The organism is Cyclobacteriaceae bacterium (genome assembly GCA_025808415.1).
In the GTDB taxonomy this organism is placed as follows: Bacteria; Bacteroidota; Bacteroidia; order Cytophagales; family Cyclobacteriaceae; genus UBA2336.
Window position 1 is genome coordinate 1,890,945 of sequence record CP075525.1, and the last position, 17,165, is coordinate 1,908,109.

At 44.2% G+C, this 17,165-nt stretch carries 16 protein-coding genes; 9 read left to right on the plus strand and 7 right to left on the minus strand.

Translation table 11 applies throughout. From position 1 onward, the window contains the following. Nucleotide 1: 1 nt before the first annotated feature. Complete coding sequence (locus KIT51_08870; protein ID UYN88337.1) at nucleotides 2–967, minus strand: M23 family metallopeptidase; 966 nt, start codon at nucleotides 965–967, stop codon at nucleotides 2–4. Nucleotides 968–1,099: 132 nt separating this feature from the next. Here KIT51_08870 and alaS point away from each other — a divergent pair, with 132 nt between their 5' ends. From alaS to KIT51_08885, 3 genes are read left to right on the plus strand one after another with little or no spacing between them, the layout of a single operon-like run. Then, nucleotides 1,100–3,721, plus strand: coding sequence for an alanine--tRNA ligase (gene alaS / locus KIT51_08875; protein ID UYN88338.1), 2,622 nt, complete (start codon nucleotides 1,100–1,102; stop codon nucleotides 3,719–3,721). Next, complete coding sequence (gene gatB, locus KIT51_08880) at nucleotides 3,718–5,184, plus strand: Asp-tRNA(Asn)/Glu-tRNA(Gln) amidotransferase subunit GatB (protein UYN88541.1); 1,467 nt, start codon at nucleotides 3,718–3,720, stop codon at nucleotides 5,182–5,184. Before alaS ends, gatB begins: the two co-directional genes overlap by 4 nt. A gap of 50 nt (nucleotides 5,185–5,234) precedes the next feature. Then, nucleotides 5,235–6,335, plus strand: coding sequence for a redoxin domain-containing protein (locus KIT51_08885; GenBank protein UYN88542.1), 1,101 nt, complete (start codon nucleotides 5,235–5,237; stop codon nucleotides 6,333–6,335). A 30-nt stretch (nucleotides 6,336–6,365) separates the two neighbouring features. Here the strand turns inward: KIT51_08885 and KIT51_08890 are convergent, their stop codons facing one another. The 3 genes from KIT51_08890 to KIT51_08900 form a co-directional block, all read right to left on the minus strand. Further along, the gene (locus tag KIT51_08890; protein ID UYN88339.1) at nucleotides 6,366–7,019 is read right to left on the minus strand and encodes a DUF4159 domain-containing protein; all 654 of its coding nucleotides are present in this window, start codon (nucleotides 7,017–7,019) and stop codon (nucleotides 6,366–6,368) included. Beyond that, on the minus strand, nucleotides 7,016–7,513 hold the full coding sequence (locus tag KIT51_08895) for a hypothetical protein (protein ID UYN88340.1): 498 nt from the start codon (nucleotides 7,511–7,513) through the stop codon (nucleotides 7,016–7,018). Before KIT51_08895 ends, KIT51_08890 begins: the two co-directional genes overlap by 4 nt. A gap of 63 nt (nucleotides 7,514–7,576) precedes the next feature. Beyond that, entirely contained in the window at nucleotides 7,577–8,113 is a 537-nt protein-coding gene (locus KIT51_08900) for a DUF3575 domain-containing protein (protein ID UYN88341.1), read from the minus strand. A 136-nt stretch (nucleotides 8,114–8,249) separates the two neighbouring features. Between KIT51_08900 and KIT51_08905 the strand changes: the two genes are divergently transcribed. The 6 genes from KIT51_08905 to KIT51_08930 all read left to right on the plus strand — a co-directional run bounded on the left by KIT51_08905 (nucleotide 8,250) and on the right by KIT51_08930 (nucleotide 14,238). Next, on the plus strand, nucleotides 8,250–9,155 hold the full coding sequence (locus KIT51_08905) for a hypothetical protein (protein UYN88342.1): 906 nt from the start codon (nucleotides 8,250–8,252) through the stop codon (nucleotides 9,153–9,155). A gap of 85 nt (nucleotides 9,156–9,240) precedes the next feature. Next, entirely contained in the window at nucleotides 9,241–10,035 is a 795-nt protein-coding gene (locus KIT51_08910) for a thymidylate synthase (protein UYN88343.1), read from the plus strand. Between the two features lie 86 nt (nucleotides 10,036–10,121). Continuing rightward, nucleotides 10,122–10,799 carry an L-serine ammonia-lyase, iron-sulfur-dependent subunit beta gene (gene sdaAB, locus KIT51_08915; protein UYN88344.1) on the plus strand — a complete coding sequence of 226 codons (678 nt, stop codon included), beginning with the start codon at nucleotides 10,122–10,124 and terminating at the stop codon, nucleotides 10,797–10,799. A 5-nt stretch (nucleotides 10,800–10,804) separates the two neighbouring features. Next, nucleotides 10,805–12,235, plus strand: coding sequence for a TolC family protein (locus tag KIT51_08920; GenBank protein UYN88345.1), 1,431 nt, complete (start codon nucleotides 10,805–10,807; stop codon nucleotides 12,233–12,235). A 21-nt stretch (nucleotides 12,236–12,256) separates the two neighbouring features. After that, complete coding sequence (locus KIT51_08925; protein UYN88346.1) at nucleotides 12,257–13,621, plus strand: efflux RND transporter periplasmic adaptor subunit; 1,365 nt, start codon at nucleotides 12,257–12,259, stop codon at nucleotides 13,619–13,621. An 80-nt stretch (nucleotides 13,622–13,701) separates the two neighbouring features. After that, entirely contained in the window at nucleotides 13,702–14,238 is a 537-nt protein-coding gene (locus tag KIT51_08930; protein ID UYN88347.1) for an inorganic diphosphatase, read from the plus strand. Between the two features lie 3 nt (nucleotides 14,239–14,241). Here the strand turns inward: KIT51_08930 and KIT51_08935 are convergent, their stop codons facing one another. The 3 genes from KIT51_08935 to KIT51_08945 are packed head-to-tail and all read right to left on the minus strand — an operon-like array spanning nucleotide 14,242 to nucleotide 17,030. Then, on the minus strand, nucleotides 14,242–15,228 hold the full coding sequence (locus KIT51_08935; protein UYN88348.1) for a glycosyltransferase family 2 protein: 987 nt from the start codon (nucleotides 15,226–15,228) through the stop codon (nucleotides 14,242–14,244). Nucleotides 15,229–15,235: 7 nt separating this feature from the next. Continuing rightward, nucleotides 15,236–16,111: an FkbM family methyltransferase gene (locus KIT51_08940; protein ID UYN88349.1), complete on the minus strand. Its 876-nt coding sequence runs from the start codon at nucleotides 16,109–16,111 to the stop codon at nucleotides 15,236–15,238. A gap of 25 nt (nucleotides 16,112–16,136) precedes the next feature. Then, nucleotides 16,137–17,030: a lipopolysaccharide A protein gene (locus tag KIT51_08945; GenBank protein ID UYN88350.1), complete on the minus strand. Its 894-nt coding sequence runs from the start codon at nucleotides 17,028–17,030 to the stop codon at nucleotides 16,137–16,139. Nucleotides 17,031–17,165 lie beyond the last annotated feature (135 nt).

Genomic DNA, 17,165 nt, shown 5'->3' on the forward strand with positions numbered 1-17,165 from the left:
ATTAATCCAACGCCTGGTTTTTTTGTTTGGCTAATAGACGCAACACAGCATATTCAGCACTTCCCAATCCTTCCATTAAAAAGTCGATGGGGTCAACATGTTTGTAATTTTTCAATACTTCAAAATGCAAATGGGGCGATACGGCACCGCCAGTCATGCCTACCGTTCCGATTACTGTGCCTTTCTGAACGGATTGACCTGATTTTACTTTTACTTCACCCAGGTGGGCATAGCGCGTTGTATAGCCATTGCCATGATCGATTTCAATAACGTTGCCCATGCCCATCTGCAGCTCGCTTAAACGAATTTCGCTTACTTTGCCCGAGGCACTGGCGTAAACTTCAGTACCGCGCGGGGCAACAAAGTCAAGTCCCTTGTGAAAGTACCTGGCTTTATGAAAGGGATGTGTACGCTCGCCATAACCGGACACAAGTCTTGTTAATTCTTTATTCTCGATGGGTTGTAAGGATGGTATGTTGGAGAGTAATAAAAGATCGTCCGATTTAATCGTTAATTTATCGCCCAGTAGAAAGTTGGTGTAGCGTGATTTATACAAAAGGTTTTCGGCCTGTGCTTTGGTTTTGTTAAAAAGTTCGTCAAAGTCAAGAGCATGGTTTTTTGAACGGCTGGAAGTAAGTGAACCAAGCAGCGTTGGTGGTGTTAATTCTTTGGCCAGTTTTTCGTGCACCAGGGTCTCCGTTTTCTTTAGTTTGGTAAGGGACTCGTGCACTTGATTTAATTCTTGTTTCAGAACTGTCCGGTGAACTTTCAATACATTATTTTCTTTTAACAAGGCTTGTTCAGTTTGTGTAGTAAAAAGTGCACTATGCACAAACAGAAAAGCGATTATGAGTGAGCCGGTAAGTAGCGTAAAGGCAAACAACTTGCCCAGGATAGTTGTGAGTTGAAAAGGTACCGGTTCATACCGGCAAGTAGTGGGGTTGTATCGGTATTTCAGGTGACGCATCAGGGTTTTAAAAAAATCACTGAAATAGGCATGATGTCATGTGTTGCCGTTTAATTTTGTGCCTTGGCTTAGTTTAGGCCTTAATGGCGGCCAAATATAGTAAAATATAGATACTTAGAGCGGAAACCCTTCATGGATTCAGGATCGATTCGAAAGCAGTTTTTAGAGTTTTTTGAGCGCAAAGCACACCTTATTGTGCCCTCGGCACCCCTTGTTTTAAAAAATGACCCAACGTTGTTGTTCACCAACTCGGGCATGGTGCAGTTTAAGGACTACTTCTTAGGGCATGGTATCCCGAAAAGCAAGCGTATAGCCGATACACAGAAATGCCTTCGCGTAAGTGGTAAGCACAACGACCTGGAAGAAGTTGGCATTGATACGTACCACCACACCATGTTTGAAATGTTGGGTAACTGGTCGTTTGGCGATTACTTTAAGAAGGAAGCCATTGAATGGGCATGGGAGTTGCTCACTGAAGTATACAAACTTCCAAAAGAAAGATTATACGTTTCCGTTTTTGGTGGTGATTCAACCGATAACCTTCCGGTAGATGAAGAAGCAAAGAAATTGTGGAGTAGAATAGTAGATGAAAACCGGATCATCTTAGGCAAGAAAAAAGATAATTTTTGGGAGATGGGCGAGACCGGCCCGTGCGGTCCGTGTTCCGAGATCCATATTGATTTACGACCGGCAGAAGAAATAAGTAAAATCCCCGGTAAGGAATTGGTTAACCATGATCATCCGCAAGTGGTTGAAATCTGGAACCTGGTGTTTATGGAGTTTAACCGAAAGGCAGATGGTTCGTTGGAAAAACTTCCTGCACAACATGTTGATACCGGTATGGGTTTCGAACGTTTGTGCATGGCCATACAGGGTAAAACTTCCAACTACGATACCGATGTGTTTGCCCCGTTGATCAATTTTATTGCAGTGGCATCAAACGTAACCTACAAGCAGAACGAGAAAACGGACATTGCCCTGCGTGTTATGGCTGACCACATACGCGCGGTGGCTTTTGCGATTGCTGATGGTCAGTTGCCCGCAAATGCTGGTGCCGGGTACGTAATTCGCAGAATTCTGCGAAGGGCCGTACGCTACGGCTATACTTTTTTAAATTTTCATGAACCATCCCTTTACAAACTGGTTCCTATCCTTTCCGGGCAATTGAAAGATGTATTCCCTGAATTGGAAGCGCAAAAAGATTATGTGGGGAGAGTAATCCACGAGGAGGAGGTTTCGTTTTTGAAAACGTTGGAGCGTGGATTGAAACGTTTTGAATCAGTTGAATCGCAATTCAAGAATAACATCGTGCCTGGCGAACTGGCCTTTGAACTCTACGATACCTTTGGATTTCCTTTTGACCTAACCTCCTTGATTGCCCGTGAAAAGGGTTTTTCGGTTGATGAAAAGGGTTTCCAGGCAGCGATGCAAAAGCAAAAGGAACGCTCAAAGGCCGATGCATCAAAAGAAACCGGGGATTGGATTTTAGTGGGTGATGATGAGAAAACCGAATTTATAGGTTACGATTTTCTGAAAGCCGATGTGCGCATAGTTAAGTACAGGAAGTTAGTTCAGAAGAGTAAAGAACTCTATCAACTGGTTTTTGATCGCACACCATTTTATGCCGAAAGCGGTGGCCAGGTAGGGGATACGGGTTACATTCAGGCAGGTAACGATAAAATCAGCATTACCGATACTAAAAAGGAAAATGAGTTGATCGTTCATTTTGTTGATAAGCTCCCAACTGACTTAACAGCTTTATTTCATGCGGTTGTTAACGAGAAGAAACGCAAGCTTACCATGAGTAACCATTCGGTTACGCATTTGCTTCATGCAGCGTTGCGTGAAGTACTGGGTAAGCATGTTGAACAGAAAGGATCGTTGGTGAATGAAAAAATTACCCGCTTCGACTTCTCACATTTTACAGCCATGACACCCGAAGAAATCCGGCAAGTAGAAGATCGGGTAAACGAAAAAATCCGTGAAGACATACATGCTGATATTAAACTGAATGTGCCGGTTGAGGAAGCAAAAAAGCTTGGCGCTATGGCATTGTTTGGCGAAAAGTATGGTGATTATGTACGTGTAGTAACTTTCGACCCTTCCTTTTCGGTCGAGCTTTGTGGTGGTACCCACGTTCCTTCCTCCGGAAATATTGGCTTGTTCAAAATTATTTCTGAAAGTTCGGTGGCTGCCGGTGTGCGCAGGATCGAAGCGATTACGGCAGAAACGGCCGAACACTATGTGCGCCAGGAGCTTTCGGTTCTGGAGGAGGTACGCTCGCTCTTGAAAAACCCTAAGGACTTGATCGCTTCCGTTAAAAACCTGGCTGAAGAAAAACATGCTTTAGAAAAAAAGCTTGAGGCCATTCACCAGGAGTATGCGAATAACCTTAAGGATCAACTGGCTAAGAAAGCTTTAAAGTCAAACGGGGCACACACTATTATTGAAAAGGTATCGGTACCCAATGCCGATGCCCTGAAAAACATAGCCTATGCCCTGCGCAATCAATTTGATGATCTGCTGTTGATATTGGCTGCCGATGTGGAGGGTAAACCGCAGGTATCGGTAATGATCGGTGAAAAGTTGATGGCCTTAAAAAAATATCATGCCGGTGAAATGGTTAAAGTATTGGCGAAAGAGATTGACGGAGGAGGAGGAGGACAACCCTTCTTTGCAACTGCAGGGGGCAAAAATCTTCTTGGCCTTGATGCCGTCCTTACCAGGGCCAAGGAACTGATTTCAAATTCATAACCGCATTCGTTATTTCGACCATCGAAAAATATACAGCAGTTATCGGCCTGGAGGTTCACGCGCAACTTCTCACTACCAGCAAAATTTTTGCGTCTGATTATACCACCTACGGAAGTGCCCCCAATACCAACATCAGTGCCATTACGCTGGCACATCCGGGAACGCTCCCCAGGCTTAACCGAAAGGTTGTTGAGTTGGCCGTTCGGATGGGCCTGGCGTGTCATTCGCAAATCACGCAATTCATGATCTTCGATCGTAAGAATTATTTCTACCCCGATTTGCCCAAGGGCTACCAGTTAACGCAAGACCGTACTCCTATTTGCAAAGGTGGTTATGTTAAAATTAGAATTAACGGTGAGGAGAGGAACATTCAGTTAAACCGCATACACCTTGAAGAGGATGCGGGTAAATCCATGCACATAGAAGGCACTGAAGATACCTATGTGGACTTCAACCGTGCGGGTGTTCCGTTGATTGAGATCGTAACGGATCCGGTACTCCGGAGTTCTGCAGAAGCGTATGCGTTCCTTACAGAAGTTCGAAAACTGGTTCGCTACCTCGATGTTTGCGATGGCAACATGGAAGAAGGTTCGTTACGTTGCGATGCGAATGTATCGGTGATGTTAAAAAATGCAACTGCATTTGGTAAAAAAGTGGAGATCAAGAACATGAACTCCATACGCCATGTACAGCGTGCTATTGATTCGGAAATAGCCCGCCAAATTTCAGCATTGGAGGCAGGCACCCCGGTTATTTCAGAAACACGCTTATTTAATGCCGATACGGGCGCTACCTATAGTATGCGTGCCAAGGAAGAGCTGAATGATTACCGTTATTTTCCTGATCCTGACTTAAGCCCCGTGGCGATATCCGAAAACTGGCTTTCAGAAATAAAGGCTTCCATGCCCGCCTTGCCGGATGAACTTGTACGGAAATTCACCACGGAATACAAACTACCCCTGTACGATGCGGAGGTGCTTACGGACACGAAAGAAGTGGCCCAATATTTTGAAGAGGTGTGCCGCCATGTTTCAAATTATAAGGCCGTTTCCAACTGGATCATGGGGCCCGTAAAATCGGCTTTGAATGATCTTTCATTAGCGGTAAACGAATTTCCCGTAACTGCTGTTACCTTAGCCGAACTTATTCAATTGGTAGAATCGGGTAAGCTCAGTTTTTCAGTTGCTTCTCAGCGGGTTTTGCCTGAATTGTTAAAAAACGTTGGCAACTCGCCACTTGAAGTGGCACAGCAATTGAATGTTCTGCAATCCAGTGATCAAGATTCTATTTTACCGGTTATCGAAGGTGTTGTGGCTGACTTTCCGGATAAAGTACAGGAGTACAAGCGCGGTAAAAAGGGAATATTAGCTATGTTTATGGGCGAAGTGATAAAACGCAGTAAGGGTAAGGCCGACCCGAAAGTGGCCAATCAATTACTACTAAAGAAACTTGAAGAAAAATGAAGCGATTAAACGTTAGTGTGAGTTTTGTATTGATCAGTGTGTTGGTGTTGATGGGTTGTTCGTCAAACGGGCAACAATCCAAAAACGATGGCGTTTGGGAAGTTACCTTGAAAGGTAAGGTAGGCTTTCCCCAACAAGGGGGTACCATTTCCATCATGGAAATCACTAAAGCAGGTACGGGTTGGCAGGATACTATTAAGCTGAAAGGCAATTATACATTTTCGAAAAAAGTAAAGCTTAAAGAGCCGGGGTATTATAAAATTAACTTCTATAACCGTCAGGTGGTGGATGTTATCCTCCATAAAAACGATTTGGAAGTAAATGTTGATGGCAACGAAGCTACAGGCTTTTTTGAAGTGAAGGGGTCACCTGAAATCGAGTTTATCCGCAATGCCCAAACAATAATTAATGGCGTGCAGAACACACCAGAGGCACAAAAGCTTATCGCAGAGTTCAACAAAGCCCAGGTTGCCAATGATGAAAAGACTATACTGGCTATACAAAAGGAGTATCAGAAATTATTGACCAATGCCAGCGATAAAGTTGCTGCACTGGTTAAAGGCAGCGCACCATCGTTAGGTGTAATTAATGTTTTACAGGGCCAGCTACTGGATAAGGATGCTTACTTCGATGTGTATGTGGCCACGGCAGAAAAGCTTCGCAAAGAATGGCCTACCTACACCCATGCAAAAGATTTTATAGACATGGTGGATAAAATGAAAACACTTGCCATCGGGCAAGTGGCGCCCGAAATTTCTTTGCCCAACCCCGAAGGCAAGGTTGTTCCACTTTCATCCTTGCGTGGCAAGTATGTGTTGGTAGATTTCTGGGCGAAGTGGTGTGGCCCTTGCCGTAAAGAAAACCCCAATATTGTCAGGGCTTATAATCAGTACAAAGACAAAGGCTTTACCGTATATGGTGTTTCATTGGACCGTACCAAAGACGATTGGTTGCAAGGCATTCGTGAAGATGGTTTAACCTGGACACACGTTTCGGATTTAAAATTCTGGCAATCAGAAGCCGCAAAAACCTATAACATTACGGCTATTCCTTTTTCGCTTTTGCTTGATCCGGATGGTAAGATCATAGCCAAAAACCTTCGTGGCCAGGCATTGGATGATAAACTGGAGGAAGTTTTGGGTGGGAAGTAAGAAAACTATGCACTTCCCGGGTGTTCTTGTTTACATGGAATTCGTAAAGCAGTAGGCAATAATATTAGCACCCATCTGCAAAGCCTCCTGGTGTTTTTCGGCAGGGGTGTTGTGCACGCGCCTGTCTTCCCAGCCATTGCCAAGGTCGCTTTCATAGGAATAATAAAGCACCAGGCGACCTTCATAAATTAACCCAAAGCCCTGGGCAGGCTTGCCGTCATGCTCATGTATTTTTGGTAAACCCTTGGGAAATTTGAATTTCTGATGGTAGATGGGATGATCAAACGACAATTCCTTAAGTTCTAGTTCTGGAAATACTTTTTTCAACTCCAGCCGGATGTACTTATCCAATCCGTAGTTATCGTCAACGTGCAGAAACCCGCCACCCATCAGGTAGTTGCGAAGGTTCGTGGCTTCCGCATCGGAAAAAACTACGTTGCCATGGCCTGTCATGTAAATGTAAGGGTAGAGGTAAAGGTCTTTGCTGCCAACCTCTACAATGTCTTCTTCGGGGGCTAGCATAGTACCAAGCTCAGTATTACAAAAGGCTATCAGATTAGGTAATGCAGTTTTGTTGGCATACCAGTCACCGCCACCGTTGTACTTAAGTTTGGCAATTTTAAGGGTTTGCCCGCTGCCTGGCGTTGCCGAAAAAATAATTAAGAAAAGAACAATTAACCTCATCGGTTTGGGGATTTAACATTCAGGCCAATCATAATGCCGGCCCGTATTCCAAATTTAAAAACTTCATCAAATACAAAGGTATTATACGAGGGACCGAAATAAGCATCGATAGATATTTTCTTCTTATAGAAATTTTGCTTGCCGATAACAAGTCCGCCACCAAATGTGGCATCAAAACCATCCAGTTGCTGGTAGCGTACAAACGGTGCAATGTATACACCTTGTGGGGCCGATGTGGAAGAAAGATAGTACCGGTATTCAGGAGTTACGCCAAAGCCAACCTCATTAATAAATACGGCAACCTGGATACTTTTTTCCGGGCTTAGTACGCTTTCGAATGCCCCGGAGAAAGTTTGTGCGATGGGACTCAAAAGGTTTACCTTAAAAAGCTTTGCCCGGAAGAATGTAGAGTCTGCAAGTGCAATGGGTTTCTTTTGGGCCAATGCGGAAAAGTAAATCGATAGCACGATTAACGTGGTAAGTAGAACTTTCATGTTGAAATAAAAAGGGGGCAACTAAATGCTGCCCCCTATATTACATTAAAAAATTTGATCTCGTTAAAACTTGAAACCAAAGTTGATGCCGGTACGCAATCCGAAGCCATCAAATGCATCGGTGTCAAAAGTTGTGTTACCCGACTGACCAGAAACTTTCCCTGAATAATAAGCAGGACCAAGGAACAGATCTAAAGTGATCTTATCTTTAAATACCCATTGCTTACCAATTACCACGCCACCACCAAACGCTGAAAAATCAGCTTCACTGTCGGAGACATCTTTATCAGAAATATTGAACTTCTGGTACCTGATAAAAGGCGCAACATAAACACCCTCCGGTGCAGGGGAGTCGGACAGGTAGAAACGGTACTCGGGGGTGATACCAAAACCGCTAAACTTGGTCAGGTCATTCGACCAGCCGGTGTAAAAGAATCCAAGCTGAAAACTTCCGTTCTCATTAATGGCCCTTTCATACGATACGTTAATGGTCTTCACGATTGGGCTCAAGATGTTGATTTTTACAACATTTTGCGCTTGCAAGCCACCGGAAACACCGATGAAACATGCCACTAAAACAATTAATAGTGTTTTTTTCATAAAGGGATTTGGTTTTTAGTTAGTTAAAGTTAAAACAATTGTTTCGCACGCCAAAATAATGCCAAATTTCAATTAAACCCTTTGTCCCGCATGTTGTCTAAGGGTTGTTTTTCGTTGATAAATTTAACCTATGCTTATGAAAACAATTTCGATGTTTAAGAGGGCAATGACTATAATGGTTGTTGCTGTGCTTGGTGGTGTTGTATCCTGTTCCGATGAATCAACCCAACTCCAACAAGAAGCTGCCGATGTTGCAGAAGATGCCATTACCGACTACTATTTTGAAGATGCTGATGACATGGCCGGTCTGGCAATCATTTCCGATAGCGGCACGGATGATGGAGGAAGAGTGGCGAGTGGCGCCAGAAATGTTAACGTTAATGACCAGCGCTTTACCTGTGCTACTGTTACCATCACCCTGGATGAGGACTCAACCCCTAATACCCCAAAAGGTGAAATTGTGATCGATTTTGGGAATGGTTGCACTGATGTTATTGGCAATGAACGAAAAGGGAAGATTCATGTTCGCTTTACTGGCCGCAGGTTTTGTGCCAATACCACGGTGGTTACCACGTTCGAAAACTATTCTGTGAACGGAATTAAGTTGTCGGGTACGCGCACATTAACGGTGCTTACGCCCTGCGCTAATATTAATTCAGCTAAGTTTCGCATCCGGTTGGAAAACGGCAAAGCAATATGGCCTGACGGTACAGAAGCAACCCGTGCACATTGCCTTGAACGGGAGTGGAAGAGGAACCAGAATAACCTGCTTTTGGATGAACTGGTCATTACCCAATGTGCGGATGAAAATATTACGGCTTCGGGCAATAACCGTAGAGGAAGGGCTTACACCATGTCCATTGTTGAGCCGGTCATTTATAAACGCGGCTGCCCTATAGCGGTAAGTGGCATTAAGCAATTCACGGATGTGGCAACCAATAAAGTGATCACTGTTAACTATGGTGACGGTTCCTGTGACCGGGTTATCACCATAACCGTTGATGGAAATTCAAGAAACGTGAACGTAAACAAAAGAGGGTAAGTAGGGTTGGTTTTTAGTGAAAAGTCCTGGTCCTTATCTTAAGGGGTCGGGACTTTTTCTTTTATTTGCTTTTCAAAACTACACCATGCGAAACTACCTTGATTTAATGCAGGATATACTTGAAAACGGAAGCCTTAAAACCGACCGGACCGGAACGGGCACGTATTCGGTTTTTGGCAGGCAGCTTCGTTTCAACCTGGCCGAAGGTTTTCCGCTGGTAACTACCAAAAAACTGCATCTTCGCTCTATTATTTATGAATTGTTGTGGTTTTTGAATGGCGACACCAACATCAAGTACCTTAAAGACAATGGTGTATCGATTTGGGATGAGTGGGCGGATGAAAATGGAGACCTTGGCCCTGTATATGGACACCAGTGGAGAAGCTGGCCTGCTCCTGATGGAACGACCATCGACCAGGTTTCCAAAGTAGTAGAGCAAATAAAAACCAAACCCGATTCGCGCAGGCATATTGTTTCAGCATGGAATCCGGCAGAAGTGGATAAAATGGCCCTTCCGCCATGCCATGCTTTGTTCCAGTTTTATGTGGCCGATGGCAAGTTATCGTGTCAACTCTACCAGCGCAGTGCCGATTATTTTTTGGGTGTCCCTTTTAACATTGCTTCCTATGCCTTGCTTACATATATGGTTGCACAACAATGCAACCTTGAGCCTGGCGAATTTGTTTGGACCGGGGGTGATGTTCATCTCTACACCAATCATGTAGAACAGGCAAAGTTGCAGTTAACCCGTGAACCTTATCCATTGCCGCAACTAAAAATCAACAGAAAGCCTGAATCATTATTTGACTATACGTTTGAAGATTTTGAGATTGTCAATTATCAGTCGCACCCGGGCATTAAAGCGCCCATAGCGGTTTAGATAATGCAGTAGATAATTATCTAAAAAATACCTGTTGCTGTAACATTTATACCGCACCCGCGACAAATCCCGTATTCTTACCCAGTATGCACGAAAAAAGCAGTGTTTTTGACATGATTGGCCCGGTAATGATCGGCCCGTCAAGTTCACACACGGCCGGGGTAGTCCGGATTGCCCGCACTGCCCGTAAGCTTTTGGGTAGCCAGCCCGAGCAGGCCGAGATAATATTTTATAACTCCTTTGCCCGCACCTATGAAGGCCACGGAAGCGATCGGGCCATCATTGCCGGGTTGCTTGATTTTAAAACCGATGATAAACGAATTAAGGATGCCTTGGACCTGGCCGGTAAAATGGGACTTAAATATCAGTTTAAATCGGTTGGTAATGCTTCAACCATGCACCCGAATACCATACGGGTATCCATTAAGAGTAGCGAGCGTGAAATTGAGGTGCTGGGCGAAAGCAAAGGTGGGGGAATTATTAATATTGCCGAGGTGGATGGATTTAAGGCTGATTTTAGTGCCAGTCTTCACACCCTGGTAATTTTTGCCGATGACGTAAAAGGCAGCATTGCCTTTATTGCCAGCATACTTTCACACGATGATTGCAACATTGCCACCATGTCGGTTTCCAGGCGCGGTAAACATGATCAGGCCTGTTTGGTTATTGAAATGGACTCTGGTATTAAGCCTGTAACATTGGACTACCTGCGGAGTCTAACCTGGGTGAAAGAAGTAATTTATATTCCGGATATTGATTTGTAGTGATTATGAAAAAAATCTTGTTGTTGGCATGTGTGTGCCTGTTCCTTTCTGCTTCGGCACAAGACAAAAAAGTTTGGACGCTCCGCGAATTGATCGACTATGCTGTGGCCAATAACCTTACCGTAAAGCGAAGCACCTATGGGGTAGAAACGGGGGAGATCAACTATCGCCAATCCAAAATGGCCATGTTGCCAACCTTGAATGCGGGTGGAAATTACGGGTATAACTGGGGGCGTACCATCGACCCGGTAACCAACCTCTTTACCGAACAACGCGTGAACTCAATAAACATGAACGCCAGTAGCTCACTGCTGTTGTGGAATGGCTTTCGGTTGTTTTACAGTATGAAGCAAAATGAAACGGAACTTGATGCCGTTAACGAAGACCTGATGCGTGCCCGAAACGATGTTATCCTTAACGTCATTACCCTTTACTTGAACATCGTTTTTAATAAAGAGTTGTATAACAATGCCCAGCTTCAGCTTCGGTCATCCGAAGAGCAATTGAAACAAACCCGAAAACTTGTTGAAGCGGGTTCCCTTCCGCGGGCAAATGTATTGCAACTGGAATCGCAGGCGGCCAGCAATGAGTTAACGGTGGTACAACGCGAGAATGCCTTGAATCTTTCTTTACTTCAGTTGAAGCAAGCCTTGCAACTTCCCGGATCCACACCGTTGGATGTTGAAACCCTTGAGGTGAGCATTGATGATAATTTGTTGCTCAATAAAACCGCGGATGAAATTTTTGATATTGCCGTACAAACAATGCCTGAAATTAAAGCCGCGCAGTTGCGGAAAAGAAGTTCACTGTATGCGTTGCGCTCTACAAAAGGTAATCTGTATCCAAGGTTAACCCTAAACGGCAACATCACCACCCTGTATTCAGACCAGCGCAGGCAATTTCAACCCGATGGCGGTTTTTCAATCGATACCCGTGAGATTGGTTATGTATCCGGTTCGTTAACACCTGTATTTGCCGATGTGGTTACGCCAACCGGGCAAATTATCCTCCCATCGCGTTCCACACAGTTTGATAACAATCTTGGTAAGAGCCTGGGATTCAACCTTCAAATACCCATCTTTAATGGTTTGCAGGCACGTTCGGCCGTTCAGCGGGCGGCCATAAGCAGGGATTTAGCCGACATATCATTTCTGGAAGCAAGCAATACGTTGCGACAGGCTGTTGAAACAGCTTATAACGATGCGGTAGCTGCATCAAAAACTTATTCCGCGGCACAGCGCCAGGTGCAGGCAGCTGATGAAGCGTACCGGATGAACAAACAACGATTTAACCTGGGGGCAATTAATTTTGTTGAATACCAGGTTTCCGAAAACGATTTGTTCCGCGCACAATCCGATTATTTGCGCGCTAAATATGATTTCATATTCCGAAAAAAGGTATTGGATTTTTACCAGGGCCTTCCACTTGAATTTTAACCACTTTTTACACTTACAATAATGGCAAAGCAGAAAAAAAAGTCGAATAAATTAATTTATATACTTATTGCGGCAGTGGTAGTGCTGCTGCTGTTCATTGCAATTGGCCGCTCACAAGGCTGGATTGGTAAACCGAAAGACCTTGAAGTGGAGCTAACCAAAGCCAAGCGCACCACCATTATTGAAAAGGTTAGCGCCTCCGGCACCGTTCAGCCTGTTACGGAAGTTAAACTGGCACCCGAAGTTTCAGGCGAAATCCGGGAATTGATGGTAGAGGATGGTGATTCGGTTTCCAGGGGTACGTTGCTGGTAAAGATCCGCCCGGATACCTGGCTTTCGCAATTGGAGCGGGCAGAGGCTTCGCTTAACCAACAGCGCGCTAACATGGTTGCATCGGAAGCCGCCCTGTCGCGTGCAGAGGCCACGTACATTCGCGCTAAACAGGATTTTGAGCGGCAGGAAAAATTATGGGGCGAAAAAGTTATTGCAGAAGCGGATTGGCAACTGGCACAACAAAATTTTAAAGTTGCCGAGAACGATTTGAAATCAGCAAGGCAATCGCTAGAAGCAGCAAAATTTATCGTAAGGAGCAGTGAAGCTACCGTAAACGAAGCGCGGGAAAACGTGAGGCTTACCAGTGTGGTAGCGCCCATGGATGGGTTTGTTTCGAAACTGAATGTAAAAAAGGGTGAGCGCGTAGTGGGTACAGCCCAAATGCAAGGAACGGAAATGTTGCGCATAGCCGATTTGAGCACCATGGAAGTCCGGGTAAATGTGAACGAAAACGATATTGTGCGTGTGCACATTGGCGATACGGCCATTATCGATGTAGATGCTTATGCAAACACCAATAAGCAGTTCAGGGGAATTGTTACGCACATTGCCAATACAGCCAAGGACAAAGTTTCTTCCGATGCGATCACAGAGTTTGAAGTTAGGATATTGATCCTCAATTCTTCTTACAAGGATTTAGTCGAGTCTGGCAAGCGATACCCTTTCCGGCCCGGCATGACAGCCAGCGTGGAAATACTGGCCACGCGAAAGGAGAATGTTATTTCGGTTCCGCTAGCAGCGGTCACTACCCGCCTCCCGGAAGATAAAAAGAAATCAACCGGCACATCACAACCAGCAGGAAATCAACCATCATCAGAGAAGAAGCAGGATAAAATTGTTGTTTTCGTAAATGAAGGAGGTGTTGCTAAAATGGTTGAAGTAAAAACGGGTATCAGTGATTACGACAACATTGAAATAACTTCTGGTATTACCGATTCAACCGAAGTGATAACCGGTCCCTTTCTGATGGTATCAAAGCGGTTAAAGGAAGGCGATAGAATCCGCCAGGCACAAAAAAAGGAATCAACGAAGAAGGAAGATAAATCCGAATAATCAGCTCATTTCCGTATTGTCATTTAACTCCCGGATGGACACCCTTCCGGGAGTTTTTTATACCTTTCAGATAAAAAATTATGGTACAGCATCCCTGGCATGAAGTTTCCATTGGTGTAAATCCGCCTGAACAGGTAAACGGGATCATTGAAATCCCGCGCGGGTCGCGCGCCAAATATGAGATTGATAAGGAAAGCGGTTTGATTAAACTCGACCGTGTTCTTTACGCATCTATGTATTACCCGTTGAATTACGGATTTATCCCGCAAACATTGGGCGAAGACAATGACCCCTTGGATATTGTTGTGCTTACCCAGGTATCTGTAGTTCCACGCTGTATGATTCCTTCTAAAGTGATTGGCGTGATGCGGATGATTGACCGTGGCGAAGCAGATGACAAAATTATAGCAGTTGCCGAACAAGATGCCAGCGTTAGCCACATTCGTGATGTAAGTGAATTGCCCGATTTTTTTCGCGTAGAGCTCAAACATTTTTTTGAAAATTATAAAACACTTGAAAACAAAAAGGTAGTAGTGGATGAATTCCTGAGCAGGGCACACGCCTTACCGATCATTGAACGAAGCATCACTTACTATAAGGAAGTTTACAAGAAGTGAAGATTATTTCTTCGCAAGTTGCCGGAAACTCATGGATCGCGGACTTAGCCAGGTTTTGTTTGAAATAGCATGCCGGTAGTACCTGACAAGGTTTGCGTATAGCTTTGTATAGGCATTGATCGAGGGGACAAAGAACAGAAGAAGCCCTGCTAGGCTAATCAGTAAATGACTGATAAAAAGGTTATCAACAACCATATAGGCCTGCATTAACGAACGCGTTATCCCGCTAAAATGTTTACTGATGTAAACATGCTTTGAAATCAGCACCTCCGATTTGGTCAATGCTTTGGTTACCGGATTAATCCGCGATGCCCCACCGTGGTTATGGGTTATGCTGATTTCCGTAAGCAAAGCAAGCTGTCCACCTGTATTCCTTACGCGCTTGCACAAATCGGCATCTTCAAAATACATCCAGTAATCTTCGCACCATCCGCCCAGTTGATTGAAGTTGGTTCGCTTTATAAAAATGGCTGAACCGGAAACCCATTCGGGTGACAAGGCCTTTTCGCCCGACTGCAATTGGATTTGCGGTAAATGATTGTGGGTTAGCCGATAAACAGAACGGAACAGGCTGGTTAATGTGCCCGGACGTACAAACAACCCATAGGGCTTGGTGTCTTTTCCTTTGTCGTTAAGTTGGTGACAGGTGAGTATAGTGAGGTCTGGGTTTTTCAAAGCCGTGACCATTAGCTTTTTAAGGGCATGCAGGTTCGCAATGGTATCTGGATTTAGGAAAAGAAGAAATGTTCCGGTTGACTGCGCAGCGCCTACATTGCAGCCATTGGCAAAGCCATTGTTGCCCGTATTTTCAACAAACGTAAAATGTTGAAACTCGTACTCAAAAGAACCAAGCTGGCCATCATTACTTTGATTGTCAACAATAATAACTTCCCATGTAAAGGGGGCATCACTAAGGCAACTTAACGATTCGAGACATTGGCGAAGGCGCTTCCACCCGCGAAAGTTGACGATAACAATAGAAAGGTCCACGATTTGCTTATGGTTTGGTGGCCCGTAAAACAGCCCTGCGAAGGTAAGGTGGCTTTACTATGTTTTGTTTGCCGTAATAGTAAAGCATGTATCCGTCAGAAAACCGAGTAGTGAAGCCATGGTTTTTTAACAAGTCCTCCAGTTGTGTAGCATCATCCTGGCTATGGTAGGTGCACAACGCTATTTTTAACTTTTGGTGCCGTTGTATAAGACCGGCAGCCCCACGGATAAGACTGTGCTCGGCCCCCTCAACGTCAGCTTTTATAAAATCAACAACTTTATCACCACTGAAATAATCATCCAGTGTAATGCTGTTGCCGCCCGTCTTATCCGAAATAAATTTCTGCACAATTGTCACCTTTTCTTTCCAGGGGGCAAAAGTTGCCTTCAAGGCCTTCACCCAACCCGGTTCGGGTTCGAACAAATAAATATGTTTCGCTTTGTTTACCACACTCAATGAAAAGTTTCCCTCGGCTGCACCAACATCGGCAATAATATCATTTTCCGATACCGTAAAATCGCTGGTTAAGTAACGGTGTGGCGATTGAATATCTTGTTCTAACCGAAGGCTGTTGAAATAACGTTGTGCTTTCTTTTTTTGCGAACCGTTTTTGTAGTACAGGTTTCCACCTTCCCATGGGGTAAAAAATAATTTTTGCGCATCATCATACGAAATCGGAATATCTTCCGGATTGTATTTTCCGGTAAATTCATATGGGAATACGGCCATATCATGATGTTTCAGAAACTCGAGCACCTGCTTTTGCTCATCCTTAATTTTGTTTTGCGGAATTGCGGAAAGGTAAGCGATAACACTATCCTTTAGCCGCTGAAGTCGTTTCTTTTTGCTAACCGTTATGCGTTCAAATAGGGAAGCTTTCATACATTAATTAGATCTTTGAAAGGTATTAAATTCCTGCTTTACTAATGGGTTTCAGTTGCCCCGTTTTTACAAAATATTTTTCAAGCACCAGAAGGGAAAGCAAGTCTTCGCGCTTTTTGTTGCGGAACTGGTTGATATAGTCGTGTGCATTTTTTAGGATTTCCAGTGCTTTGTCTGTATTGTTAATGTAATAGGTTAGCCGTTCTTCCAGGTCCGAATAATCATCCTTAATAGCCACATAATGATAATCCGGGATTAATGTGCCCTCCATAAACCATGTCTCGTACGTTGGACGGGGCATTACCGCCAATGAATTGGAAGACATTACCCATTTCAGGTTAGTGGCTACATCATTGCCTTCTATGCAAAGAATGAACTTATACGCTAATTGTTCATCAATAGTCATCCTGCCTTTTAACCATTCATCAGGCCCCAGCCCGCCACCCACTTTACCCAGGTTGCACAGGGGCGAGTTGAAATGTATTTGAAGGAACTTCAGCCGGTGTTGTCGGTTTTCGGAAGCGCTGCCGGTTACGCCACGCCAAACCATCATATTTTTTTTGTTCACAAAGGGCATGTCGTACTTCACGAACATAAAATGCCGCGACTTTTCAAGTTTAAGGATGACTGAATTTTTATTTTCCCCCTGCACCGGGCGGCTCTTGGTAATGGAGGGTTCATCCGGAACATGGGTTATATCGCCAAACAGGAAACTTGCCTTTAACTGATGGTTGAAAAAGCGGGTAAATTCAACCGCATCAAAATAATAAACACGCTTTCGCTTCGGCATTTTCAAGGCTTCAAGCTTAATGGCATTATTACCGAGCGTAACGTTATCAGTAAGTTTGTTGTAGTAGTTAAGCCGATAGTTTATGTAGTTGAGGTCGTAGGAATCGATCGATTTAAGTTTTTGCCTCATGACAAGCCGGCAAAGAAATTTGGGGTACAGTTCGCGCCAGATGCACCCTGCGTAATAAAAGAGTTTGATGTTTTTATGCGATAAGAATAGTTTCTTTAATGCGAACATGAGCAGTTATTAACTAACAAAAATAGT